The 12,749-nt window shown below is 58.1% G+C and carries 9 protein-coding genes; 3 read left to right on the plus strand and 6 right to left on the minus strand.

Annotated features, from left to right (window positions below; all coding sequences use genetic code 11):
* Positions 1 to 116 precede the first annotated feature (116 nt).
* On the minus strand, positions 117 to 560 hold the full coding sequence (locus ADJ24_RS12045) for an Lrp/AsnC family transcriptional regulator (protein ID WP_023312105.1): 444 nt from the start codon (positions 558 to 560) through the stop codon (positions 117 to 119).
* Positions 561 to 668: 108 nt separating this feature from the next.
* Between ADJ24_RS12045 and ADJ24_RS12050 the strand changes: the two genes are divergently transcribed.
* Positions 669 to 1,565 carry a DMT family transporter gene (locus ADJ24_RS12050; protein ID WP_023312106.1) on the plus strand — a complete coding sequence of 299 codons (897 nt, stop codon included), beginning with the start codon at positions 669 to 671 and terminating at the stop codon, positions 1,563 to 1,565.
* On the opposite strand, the gene narI is transcribed toward ADJ24_RS12050, so the two are convergent.
* From narI to ADJ24_RS12075, 5 genes are all read right to left on the minus strand, one after another.
* Entirely contained in the window at positions 1,562 to 2,239 is a 678-nt protein-coding gene (gene narI / locus ADJ24_RS12055; protein ID WP_023312107.1) for a respiratory nitrate reductase subunit gamma, read from the minus strand. The two genes, ADJ24_RS12050 and narI, sit on opposite strands and share 4 nt — an antisense overlap.
* Complete coding sequence (gene narJ, locus ADJ24_RS12060) at positions 2,239 to 2,949, minus strand: nitrate reductase molybdenum cofactor assembly chaperone (protein WP_023312108.1); 711 nt, start codon at positions 2,947 to 2,949, stop codon at positions 2,239 to 2,241. Before narJ ends, narI begins: the two co-directional genes overlap by 1 nt.
* Positions 2,946 to 4,481 (minus strand): nitrate reductase subunit beta, encoded by a 1,536-nt coding sequence (gene narH / locus ADJ24_RS12065; RefSeq protein WP_023312109.1) that lies wholly within the window; start codon positions 4,479 to 4,481, stop codon positions 2,946 to 2,948. The genes narJ and narH overlap by 4 nt, the downstream gene beginning before the upstream one ends.
* Positions 4,478 to 8,221: a nitrate reductase subunit alpha gene (locus tag ADJ24_RS12070; protein ID WP_023312110.1), complete on the minus strand. Its 3,744-nt coding sequence runs from the start codon at positions 8,219 to 8,221 to the stop codon at positions 4,478 to 4,480. Before ADJ24_RS12070 ends, narH begins: the two co-directional genes overlap by 4 nt.
* 378 nt (positions 8,222 to 8,599) lie before the next feature.
* Complete coding sequence (locus tag ADJ24_RS12075) at positions 8,600 to 9,997, minus strand: NarK family nitrate/nitrite MFS transporter (RefSeq protein WP_023312111.1); 1,398 nt, start codon at positions 9,995 to 9,997, stop codon at positions 8,600 to 8,602.
* 309 nt (positions 9,998 to 10,306) lie between these two features.
* Between ADJ24_RS12075 and narX the strand changes: the two genes are divergently transcribed.
* Together narX and narL are read left to right on the plus strand one after the other, a co-directional pair.
* Complete coding sequence (gene narX, locus ADJ24_RS12080; protein ID WP_023312112.1) at positions 10,307 to 12,103, plus strand: nitrate/nitrite two-component system sensor histidine kinase NarX; 1,797 nt, start codon at positions 10,307 to 10,309, stop codon at positions 12,101 to 12,103.
* Positions 12,096 to 12,746: a two-component system response regulator NarL gene (narL, locus tag ADJ24_RS12085; protein ID WP_008499531.1), complete on the plus strand. Its 651-nt coding sequence runs from the start codon at positions 12,096 to 12,098 to the stop codon at positions 12,744 to 12,746. The genes narX and narL overlap by 8 nt, the downstream gene beginning before the upstream one ends.
* The last annotated feature ends 3 nt before the right edge of the window (positions 12,747 to 12,749 follow it).

The raw sequence follows: 12,749 nt of genomic DNA on the forward strand, positions 1-12,749 counted from the left end.
ACTTTCAAATGACTCTGAATCTCCTTTTTGCACCAGGCATCATGCATTTCTGTAACGAGGAAGCCTTTGTAGGCCGGGTAAGGCGCAGCCGCCACCCGTAAACAGAAACCAGAAGCCTACATCGGCGGCAAACGACGCTTCACCGGCGAACTCTTCACAATCGACGTATTGCACTGGGCATGCTCCGCCAGGCCGTCCAGCAACCCATCCAGCTGCTCTATCGATCGCACCACCAGCCTAATCACAAAGCAATCTTCCCCGGTGACTTTGTCGCTCTCAATACACTCCGGCATCGCCTGAATGTATTTATCCACCTTATGCAACAACCCCGGCAAAGGCCGCACGCGCACCAGCGCCTGAAGCGTATACCCCAGCGCCGCCAGATTCACCCGTGCGCCATACCCCTGAATCACACCGCGCTCTTCCAGCCTTTTCAGGCGTTCTGCCGTGCTGGGGGAAGTCAGACCGATGCGTCCGCTGAGCACCTTCAAAGACATGCGCGCATCTTCGACCAGACAGGCTAAAATTTGTCGGTCGATATCATCGAGAAGGTATTCCATCCTTTTCACCTAATTTTAAAAAGCCATCACTGCATTTCACCTTATCTCATCCCTGTAAAACCCGACAGCTATTTTCGACAATAGCGTCATACAATCAGGAGGTGGATAATGCGTGATTTCCATAAAGGCGTCTGGCAAATGAGCCTGGCGATGTTAATTTCCGGCTCTATCGGTGCGTTTGTTTTACTCAGCGGTCTGCCGGTGACGGAAGTGGTGTTCTGGCGCTGTCTTATCGGGGCAATGGCGCTTTTTATTTTTATCCGGGTAAGTCAAAAGCCCTTCAGTCCCCTCACCCGCACCACGCTCCTGCTGGCCATTCTCGGTGGCGTAGCGCTCGTAGTGAACTGGCTGCTGCTCTTCGCAGCCTATGAGCGGATCTCCATTGGTCTTTCGACGGTGGTCTATAACACCCAGCCGTTTATGCTGGTCCTGATGGGAATGTTTTTAGGTGAACGCGTCAGCCTCGTGAAATGGGGCTGGCTGTTCCTCGCCTTCGGCGGCGTGGTGATCTTGCTCTCCAGCGAGCTGACCGGCGCGCACGGCAGTGAATGGCTCGCCGGAATCGGCCTGGCGATGGCCGCGGCTTTCTTCTATGCGGTCACGGCCATTATTGCCCGCAAGCTCAGATCCGTTGCGCCGCAGCATATTGCCTTTATCCAGGTGCTGACGGGCGTCGTGATACTTTTGCCGTTTGCCAGCATGCCGTCATTTTCCGGTGATTTCCCCTGGTCGATCCTGCTGACGCTGGGCATCGTCCATACCGGCATTATGTACCAGCTGCTCTACAGCGCGATCCAGAAGCTGCCTACGCCCATTACCGGCTCCCTGTCGTTTATCTATCCGGTGGTGGCGATCGTTGTCGATAATCTGGTGTTCGGACACTCGCTGAACCTGACGCAGCTCGCTGGCGGCGCGCTGATCCTGTTTGCTGCCGCGGGCAATAACCTGGGCTGGGGCGAAAAAAAACCCCGCGAGTGCGGGGTGAGTGTCAAAACGGTGAATTAGCGACGGGCGCGCACAATCTGGTATTTGCGCGTAAGGTACTCCACCGGCGCGCTCCAGATATGCACCAGACGAGAGAACGGGAACAGCACAAACAGCGTCATCCCCAGCACCAGGTGAACGCGGAAGATAAACGCCACGCCGTCCAGGTGCGCGGATGCTCCGCCGTGGAAGGTCACCACGGACTGCGCCCAGCCGACCAGCTTCATCATTTCGCTGCCGTCCATGTGCTGTGCCGAGAACGGAATGGTCAGCAGGCCCAGCGCGCACTGCACCATCAGCAGGGAGAGGATCAGGATGTCCGCTGCGGTGGTAGTAGCACGCACGCGCGGGCTGAACAGACGACGTTTCAGCAGCAGCAGGCCACCGACCAGAGTCATCACGCCGCAGGCACCGCCGGCGATCATCGCCATCTTCTGCTTCACCTCAATCGGCAGCCACGCTTCATACATCCAGTGCGGCGTCAGCATCCCCAGGAAGTGACCGGCAAAAATCCCCAGAATACCGATGTGGAACAGGTTAGAGCCCACATGCATCCCTTTGCGATCCAGCATCTGGCTGGAGGCCGCACGCCAGGTGTACTGGCCGTAGTCGTAACGCAGCCAGCTTCCCACCAGGAACACGGTGCCCGCGATATACGGGTAAATGTCAAAGAAGAACATATTCAGGAAGTGCATTAGTGCCGTCCTCCGTTAGAGATATTCAAATATTGCGGGGCAACCGCGCCGGAAAAACGACGCTGGTGAGCGGAGATTTCAGACTCGCCGCAGTTCTGGTCAGCAAAGAATTTCACCTGCTCTTCTTCCCAGACCGCATCCAGCGCTTGTGGCGTATCATCGCGGGCTTCATCCGCAATTTTCTCCGCCACTTTTTCACTGTCGACCGAGGCGTTGGCCAGCTTCACCAGCAGATCGAACAGCACCGCATAGCGGCTCTCCCGCTGCTGAAGACGCGCCCCGAGCAGCGCCAGGATCGGCGCGATGTCCTGCAGACCGCCCAGCGCCTCTTCTTTCGGCAGCTGCGCCAGGTACTCCAGATACAGCGGGAGATGGTCCGGCAGCTCGCGGCTGTCGAGCTGCAGGCCGTGCTGTTCGTACTGGGCCATCAGGTCCACCATCGCCTGACCGCGGTCACGGGATTCACCGTGAACGTGTTCAAACAGCAGCAGCGAGGTCGCACGACCCCGGTCAAACAGCTGGCTGTAGTCCGACTGGGCATCCAGAAGGTCGCGCGCCAGCAGATCGCGGAGGAAAACACCAAGCCGCTGGGCATCGTCTTTATCCAGGTTTTCAGATGACGCGAGTGCATCAAAGAGTTCCTGCTGATGCTGCGCAAGCGCAGCATCCGGGTACTCGAGCAGACGCGAAACAATGACGAGTTCAATCATTGGTGCGGCTCCGTTTTGCTGGTCACATCCATGGCATCGATGCGACGGCTGTTGAACAGGTTGAATTTGCTGTCTGACCCGTGGCAGCCGTCGCCAAAGGTAAAGCCACAGCCGTTTTTCTCCGGGAAGGCTTCGCGAGCCAGCTCACGGTGGCTGCTCGGCACCACGAAACGGTCTTCGTAGTTAGCGATCGCCAGATAGCGGTACATCTCCTGCGCCTGCGCTTCGGTCAGACCGACCTCTTCCAGCGCGCGGGTATCGGTCACACCGTCTACGGTTTCCGCGCGTTTGAAGTGACGCATCGCCAGCATACGCTTCAGCGCGAGCAGGACCGGCTGGGTGTCCCCTGCGGTCAACAGGTTCGCCAGGTACTGAACCGGGATACGCAGGCTTTCCACGTCCGGCAGGATGCCGTTGCTGCCCAGCTCGCCCGCGTCAGCCGCAGACTGAATTGGCGACAGCGGCGGCACGTACCAGACCATCGGCAGGGTGCGGTATTCCGGATGCAGCGGCAGCGCGAGCTTCCAGTCCATCGCCATTTTGTACACCGGTGACTGCTGCGCCGCGTCAATCACGCTCTGCGGCACGCCGTCTTTCAGCGCCTGCTCAATCACCTTCGGATCGTTCGGATCGAGGAACACGTCCAGCTGACGCTGATACAGATCTTTCTCGTGCTCGGTGCTCGCGGCGTTTTCAATCGCGTCCGCGTCATACAGCAGCACGCCGAGGTAGCGAATACGGCCTACGCAGCTTTCTGAGCAGACGGTCGGCATTCCGGCTTCAATACGCGGGTAGCAGAAGATGCACTTCTCAGATTTACCGCTCTTCCAGTTGAAGTAGATTTTTTTGTACGGGCAGCCGGTGATGCACATGCGCCAGCCACGGCACTTGTCCTGGTCGATCAGCACGATACCATCTTCTTCACGCTTGTAGATGGCGCCGCTCGGGCAGGTCGCCACGCACGCCGGGTTGAGGCAGTGTTCGCACAGGCGCGGCAGATACATCATGAAGGTGTTTTCGAACTGGCCGTACATCGCCTTCTGCATATTCTCGAAGTTCTGGTCTTTGGCGCGTTTCTCGAACTCGCCGCCCAGAATCTCTTCCCAGTTTGGACCGCTGGTGATCTTGTCCATGCGCTGACCGGTGATCAGCGAGCGAGGACGGGCGATCGGCTGGTGCTTGCTTTCCGGCGCGTTGTGCAGGTTCTGGTAGTCGTAGTCAAACGGCTCGTAGTAATCGTCGATGCCCGGCAGATGCGGGTTAGCGAAGATTTTACCCAGCAGCATCGCGCGGTTGCCCATGCGCGGCTGCAGCTTGCCGTTGATTTTGCGGATCCAGCCGCCCTTCCACTTCTCCTGGTTTTCCCAGTCGGTCGGGAAGCCGGTGCCCGGCTTGCTTTCCACGTTGTTGAACCAGGCGTACTCCATACCTTCGCGGCTGGTCCAGACGTTTTTACAGGTGACCGAGCAGGTATGACAGCCGATGCATTTATCCAGATTCAGCACCATGCCGACTTGTGAACGAATTTTCATTTTACGCTCTCCTGTACCTGGTCATTACCTTCGCCGTCTAACCAGTTAATATTCTTCATTTTACGTACCACCACGAACTCATCGCGGTTCGATCCTACGGTGCCGTAGTAGTTAAAGCCGTAGGCCAGCTGCGCATAGCCACCGATCATGTGGGTCGGCTTCGGCGTAATGCGGGTCACGGAGTTGTGGATCCCGCCGCGCTGCTCGGTGATCTCTGACCCCGGCAGGTTAACGATACGTTCCTGAGCGTGGTACATCATGGTCATCCCGGCCGGTACGCGCTGGCTCACCACCGCACGCGCCGTCAGGGCACCGTTGCTGTTGAACACTTCGATCCAGTCGTTATCTTCAATGCCCAGATCTTTGGCATCCGTTTCGCTCATCCAGACAATCGGACCGCCGCGCGACAGCGTCAGCATCAGCAGGTTGTCGCTGTAGGTGGAGTGGATACCCCACTTCTGGTGCGGCGTCAGGAAGTTCAGCGCCTTCTCTGGGTTACCGTTCGATTTCGCGCCCATAACTGCGGTCACGGAGCGGGTGTCGATTGGCGGACGGTAAACCAGCAGGCTTTCACCGAAGTCGCGCATCCACTGGTGATCCTGATACAGCGACTGACGGCCGGACAGGGTGCGCCATGGGATCAGCTCGTGAACGTTGGTGTAGCCCGCGTTATAGGACACATGCTCATCTTCCAGGCCGGACCAGGTCGGGCTGGAGATAATCTTGCGCGGCTGGGCCTGAATATCGCGGAAGCGGATTTTCTCTTCCTCTTTATTCTTCGCCAGGTGCGTGTGATCGCGTCCGGTAAACTCGCTCAGCGCCGCCCAGGCTTTCACCGCGACGTGGCCGTTGGTTTCCGGGGCCAGGGTCAGGATCATCTCTGCCGCATCAATCGCCGTGTTCAGCATAGGCTGGCCTTTCGCCGGGCCGTCCGCTTTGGTGTAGTTGAGCTTGCGCAGCAGATCCATTTCGCTCTGGGTGTTCCAGGCGATCCCCTTCCCACCGTTACCGATTTTCTCCATCAGCGGGCCGATAGAGGTAAAGCGCTCGTAGGTTGCCGGGTAGTCGCGTTCAACCGGAATAATGTGCGGCGCGGTTACGCCCGGGATCAGGTCGCATTCGCCTTTTTTCCAGTCCTTCACGTCCAGCGGCTGCGCCAGCTCGGCGGCGGAGTCGTGCTGGATTGGCAGCGTCACCACGTCGGTCTCTTTGCCGAGGTGCCCTACGCAGACTTCGGAGAATTTCTTCGCGATGTCTTTGTAGATATCCCAGTCGCTTTTTGATTCCCACGCCGGGTCAACGGCCGCAGACAGCGGATGAATAAACGGATGCATATCCGAGGTATTCATGTCGTCTTTTTCGTACCAGGTCGCGGTTGGCAGCACGATATCGGAGTACAGACAGGTGCTGGACAGACGGAAGTCGAGCGTCACCACCAGATCCAGCTTGCCGTCGAGACCGTTGTCTTTCCACTCCACCTCTTCCGGCTTCACGCCGCCCTGCTTGCCAAGATCTTTCCCCTGGATGCCGTTTTCGGTACCGAGCAGGTATTTCAGCATGTACTCGTGGCCTTTACCGGACGAGCCCAGCAGGTTGGAGCGCCAGATGAACAGGTTGCGCGGGTGGTTTTTACCGTTCTCCGGCTGTTCCGCCGCGAAGCGGATTGAGCCATCCTTCAGCGATTTCACGGTGTAATCCACCGGAGACATGCCCGCCTGCTTCGCCGCTTCCGCAATGCGCAGCGGGTTAGTGCCCAGCTGCGGCGCCGACGGGAGCCAGCCCATGCGTTCCGCACGCACGTTGAAGTCAATCAGGTGGCCGCTGTAGCGGGATTTATCCGCCATCGGCGAGAGCAGCTCCTGCGCGGTGACCGTTTCGTAGCGCCACTGGCTGGAGTGGTTATAGAAGTAGGAGGTGCTGTTCATATGGCGTGCCGGACGCTGCCAGTCGAGGGCAAACGCCAGAGGCTGCCAGCCGGTCTGCGGACGCAGTTTCTCCTGGCCGACGTAGTGCGCCCAGCCGCCGCCGCTCTGACCGACGCAGCCGCAGAAGATCAGCATGTTGATCAGACCGCGATAGTTCATATCGAGGTGATACCAGTGGTTCAGACCCGCGCCGACGATGATCATCGAACGCCCGTGCGTCTTGTCCGCGTTTTCTGCAAACTCACGTGCGATACGGGTAATGTGCGCGCGAGGCACGCCGGTAATCTGTTCCGCCCAGGCCGGAGTGTAGGCCTTCACGTCGTCATAGCCGGTTGCGCAGTTTTCATCGCCCAGACCGCGCTCCAGACCGTAGTTCGCCATGGTCAGGTCATAAACGGTGGTGACAAGCGCGGTAGAGCCGTCGGCCAGCTGCAGGCGCTTAACCGGCAGCTTGTGCATCAGGACGTTTTTCAGTTCAACCTTGTTGAAGTGCTCGGAACCTTCACCGCCGAAGTACGGGAACCCGACCTCGGCGATCTCATCCTGGCTGCCCAGCATGCTGAGGCGCAGCTCAGTCTCTTCGCCGGTGGTGCCGTTACGTTGCTCAAGGTTCCACTTGCCCTTCTCGCCCCAGCGGAAGCCGATAGAGCCGTTTGGCGCCACCAGCTCGCCGTTGCTGTTATAGGCAACGGTTTTCCACTCAGGATTATTTTCCTGGCCCAGCGAATCCACCAGATCGGCTGCGCGCAGCGTACGTCCTGCGGCATAGTACCCGTCACGCTCTTCCAGCATGACCAGCATTGGCATATCGGTGTAGCGGCGAACGTAGTCGGTAAAGTACTGGCTTGGCTTATCAAGATGGAATTCGCGCAGCATGACGTGGCCCATCGCCATCGCCATCGCGGCGTCGGTACCCTGTTTCGGTGCCAGCCACAGATCGCAGAGCTTGGCGATTTCCGCGTAGTCAGGGGTTACCGCCACGGTTTTGGTGCCTTTGTAACGGACTTCAGTAAAGAAGTGCGCGTCCGGCGTACGGGTCTGAGGAACGTTTGAACCCCAGGCGATGATGTAGCTGGAGTTGTACCAGTCCGCGGATTCCGGCACATCGGTCTGCTCGCCCCAGGTCTGCGGAGACGCCGGCGGCAGGTCGCAGTACCAGTCGTAGAAACTCAGGCAGGTACCGCCGATAAGTGACAGATAGCGCGCGCCGGAAGCGTAAGAGACCATCGACATCGCCGGGATCGGCGAGAAGCCCGCGACGCGGTCCGGACCGTAGGTTTTAACGGTGTAGACGTTGGAGGCGGCAATCAGCTCGTTTACCTCTTTCCATGAGGAGCGAACGAAACCACCGCGACCGCGAGCCTGCTTGAAGCTTTTTGCTTTGTCAGCGTCTTCTATGATGGACGCCCAGGCATCCACCGGATCGCTGTGCTGCACTTTCGCCTCACGCCACATTTTCATCAGACGCTTGCGCATCAGCGGATATTTCAGACGGTTAGCGCTGTAGAGATACCAGGAGTAGCTGGCACCGCGCGGGCAGCCGCGCGGTTCATGGTTTGGCATATCCGGGCGGGTGCGCGGATAGTCGGTCTGCTGCATTTCCCAGGTCACCAGACCGTTTTTTACGAAAATCTTCCAGCTGCATGAGCCAGTACAGTTCACGCCGTGGGTCGAACGGACGACTTTGTCATGCTGCCAGCGCTGACGGTAACCGTCTTCCCAGTCCCGGTTGGTATCCAGAACCTGGCCGTGCCCATCGGCAAAAGTTTCGCCCTTCTGTTTGAAGTAGCGAAACCGGTCCAAAAATTTGCTCATCGGGTATCTCCTGTGTGGAGCCTGTGGCTCTCTAAATCGACATTGCTGATTTGCAGCGAAGGTAACGCCCTGAAAGAGGGGGAGAATTGATAACGATCAAGACGAGGAGGGACTTTTCGGGGAGGGGTTATACCAAATACCACCAAAGCGGTATCTTCAAAAAATTTATATCAATATGAAATATATAGTTATTTTTAATTTATCGTACAAAAAACCAGTCAACATTTAACATCTCAGGTATTAAGGGGTAGACCCATCTGCAAAGCGATGGCGATCACAGTGCCGCCGCAGGCGTCTGCCGTAAAAGCCGTAAGTATGTTGTAACTATTATGCTGAAAAAAAACGCGGCCCGAAGGCCGCGTAAACGGATAATCACACTTACTTATTTTTCTTGGTATTACGGCCATATACCAGCCACGTAATCACGACGCAGGCGATATAGAAGACGAGGAAAACTTTCATGGCGCCGGCCGGTGAGCCGGTCAGATCCAGAGAGATACCGAACGCTTTCGGGATAAAGAAGCCGCCAATCGCGCCGATGGCAGAGATAAAGCCCAGCGCTGCGGCCGTATCCGTCGCCGCTTCGCGCATGGCCTGCTCTTCGCTCCCGCCCTGCGCCTTCACGCGATCCATGGTCAGCTTACGGAAGATCACGGAGATCATCTGGAAGGTGGATGCACTCCCCAGCCCGGCCGTCAGGAACAGCACCATAAATACGCCGAAGAAGGCGATGAAGTTACCACCCTGTCCGTCGGCGGGCAGCGTCAGGAACAGCAGCGCGCAGAAGACTGCCATCACGACGAAGTTGACCAGCGTCACGCGGGTACCGCCCAGGCGGTCAGAGACCATGCCGCCCAACGAGCGAGCAAGGGCGCCAATAAATGGACCGAAGAAGGCGAACTGCAGGATCTGCACGCCCGGGAACTGCGTTTTCGACAGCATCGCGAAGCCCGCCGAGAAGCCGATAAACGAACCGAAGGTTGCCAGATACAGCAGCGCCATCACCCAGAGGTGTCCACGCTTCAGCACCGGAAGCTGCTCGCTCAGAGACGCTTTCGACGCGGACAGGTCATTCATAAAGAACCAGGCTGCGAGGGTGAAGATCACCAGGAACGGCACCCAAATCCACGCTGCGTTTTGCAGGTACAGATAAGAACCATTCGCCTGCTCAACGCCACCGCCGCCAAAGGCCGCAAAAATGGAGACCGAGATCGCCAGCGGGGCAATGAGCTGCATCACGCTAACGCCCATATTCCCCAGGCCGCCGTTAATACCCAGCGCGCCGCCCTGCTTCGCTTTCGGGAAGAAGAAGCTGATGTTCGCCATGCTGGAGGCGAAGTTCGCGCCCGCAAAACCGCACAGCAGGGAGATAATCACAAATACGCTAAACGGCGTAGAGGTATCCTGCACCGCGAAGCCGAGCCACACGCAGGGGACGATCATGATGCCCGTACTGAACGCCGTCCAGCGACGACCGCCAAACACCGGCACCATAAACGCGTAAGGTACACGCAGCAGCGCGCCGGACAGCGACGGCAGCGCGGTCAGCATGAACAGCTGATCGGTCGTAAATGTGAAGCCGACTTTCGGCAGGTTTACCGCCACCGCGCTAAACAACATCCATACGCAAAACGCTAATAACAAGCACGGCACGGAAATCCACAGATTCCGGCTAGCTACACGATGGCCGCGCTGTTGCCAGAACGCCGGATCCTCTGGACGCCAGTCAGTAATAACGGCACCATTTTCCCTTTCGGGAGCGGATGAGTGACTCATAGACACCTCTGATTCTCGAATGATGCTGCAAACATTAGGGTTTTAGGGCGGCGGTAAGTTGATATAAATCAAAGGAAAAGTGGGAGGATTTGCGGCGCAAAAAAAGGTCTTATCCTTAGTGAGTAGGCAAATTCGGTAAAAAAGACGTGGTTTTTCACGGCACTGAAGGTTCCTGGCTACCTCCACCTCCTTCCCCCTACTCCGTTGGCAATTTAGGGGTAATCCTTTATTGGTATGGGTATACTCCAGGGTATGCACCAGAATAGCGCCATTCCTGCAAGCAGGCCACGTCAGGAGCACGCCACCTCTATGTTAAAAAGATGTTTATCTCCGCTGACGCTCGTGAATCAGCTCGCTCTGATTGTTTTGCTGTCCACCGCCATCGGCGTGACCGGCATGGCGATCTCCGGCTGGCTGGTACAGGGCGTACAGGGTAATGCGCATGCCATCAACGAGGCAGGCTCGCTACGCATGCAGAGTTATCGCCTGCTGGCGTCGGTCCCCCTGACGCAGGACGATCGGCCCCTGATTGATGAAATGGAGCGCACGGTCTTCAGCCCCGAGCTGGAAAACGCCGCCATCCGCGCCGGTCAGCAATCCCAGCTTAACGCCCTTCAGGGCTACTGGCACACCCAACTGCAGCCCGGGCTGAAACAGGCGCGAAGCACAGAAACCGTTGCGCAAGACGTCGCGGGGTTCGTCTCACGTATTGATGCGCTGGTCTCCGCTTTTGACCAGACAACCGAATTACGCATCGACCGGGTGGTGATGGTGCACCGCGCAATGGCGCTGTTTATGGGGCTACTGCTGATCTTCACCATCGTCTGGCTCCGCGCGCGGCTGCTGAACCCGTGGAAACAGCTGCTTGCAATGGCCCGCGCGGTGACCGCACGCGATTTTACCCAGCGCACGCACATCAGCGGGCGCAACGAGATGGCCATGCTCGGCCAAGCGCTCAACACCATGTCGGCAGAGCTCTCCGAGAGCTACGCGGTGCTGGAACAGCGCGTTCAGGAAAAAACGGCCGGACTGGAGCAGAAAAACGAGATCCTCTCCTTCCTGTGGCAGGCCAACCGTCGTCTGCACATGCAGGTGCCGCTCTGCGAGCGTCTCTCTCCGGTGCTGAACGGCCTGCAAAATCTGACCCTCCTTCACGACCTTGAGCTGCGCGTCTACGACGTGGAAGACGAAGATAACCATCAGGAATTTACCTGTCAGTCGGATATGTCCTGCGATGACAAAGGCTGCCATCTTTGCCCTCGCGGCCTGCCGCCTCTGACGTCCGGCGGCACCACCCTGAAGTGGCGCCTGACCGACAGCCACACCCAGTACGGTATTCTGCTGGCAACGCTGCCAGCCGGGCGTCACCTGAGCCACGACCAGCAGCAGCTGGTTGATACGCTGGTCGAACAGCTCACGGCCACGCTGGCGCTCGACAGGCATCAGGAAAAGCAGCAGCAGCTGATCGTCATGGAAGAGCGCGCGACCATCGCCCGCGAGCTTCACGACTCAATTGCCCAGTCGCTCTCCTGTATGAAAATGCAGGTGAGCTGCCTGCAGATGCAGGATGCGGAGATGCCCGAAAGCAACAAGCAGCTGCTGAGCCAGATCCGCAACGAGCTGAACACCTCCTGGATACAGCTGCGCGAGCTGCTGACTACCTTCCGTCTGCAGCTGACCGAGCCGGGGCTGCGCCCGGCGCTGGAATCCAGTTGCCAGGAATTTAGCGCCCGACTTGGCTTCCCGGTGAAGCTGGATTACCAGCTGCCGCCGCGGCTTGTCCCTTCCCATCAGGCGATTCATCTGCTGCAGATCGCCCGCGAAGCGCTGAGCAACGTGCTTAAACACGCTGAAGCAACAGCGGTCACGGTCACCGTCAGCCAGCACGACAATCAGGTCAAACTGACGGTTCACGACAACGGCCGCGGCGTGCCGGAAAATGCCGAACGCACTAACCACTATGGTTTAATTATTATGCGAGACCGCGCCCAAAGCCTGCGCGGTGATTGCCAGGTTCGCCGGAGAGAGACGGGCGGCACGGAAGTTGTCGTCACCTTTATTCCCGAGAAACCGCTTACAACTGCTCAAGGAGAAACCCATGACTAATCAGGAACCGGCATCCATCCTGCTGATCGACGACCATCCGATGCTGCGTACTGGCGTGAAACAGCTGGTCAGCATGGCACCCGATATCACCGTGGTGGGCGAAGCCAGCAACGGTGAACAGGGCATTGAGCTTGCCGAATCCCTCGATCCCGACCTGATCCTGCTCGATCTGAATATGCCCGGCATGAACGGTCTGGAAACCCTCGACAAGCTGCGGGAAAAATCGCTTTCCGGGCGCATCGTCGTCTTTAGCGTGTCGAACCATGAAGAGGATGTGGTCACGGCGCTGAAGCGAGGGGCGGATGGTTATCTGCTCAAGGATATGGAGCCGGAAGACTTGCTTAAGGCGCTGCAGCAGGCCGCGGCGGGCGAGATGGTTCTCAGCGAAGCCTTAACGCCGGTGCTGGCCGCCAGCCTGCGCGCCAATCGCGCCACCTCTGACCGCGACGTCAGCCAGTTAACGCCGCGCGAGCGCGATATTCTCAAACTCATTGCCCAGGGGCTGCCTAACAAGATGATCGCCCGCCGCCTGGACATCACCGAAAGCACGGTTAAAGTGCACGTGAAGCATATGCTGAAGAAAATGAAGCTAAAATCCCGCGTTGAAGCCGCGGTGTGGGTGCATCAGGAACGCATTTTTTAAGGA

It is taken from the genome of Enterobacter sp. 940_PEND (assembly GCF_001059415.1).
In the GTDB taxonomy this organism is placed as follows: domain Bacteria; phylum Pseudomonadota; class Gammaproteobacteria; order Enterobacterales; family Enterobacteriaceae; genus Enterobacter; species Enterobacter cloacae_M.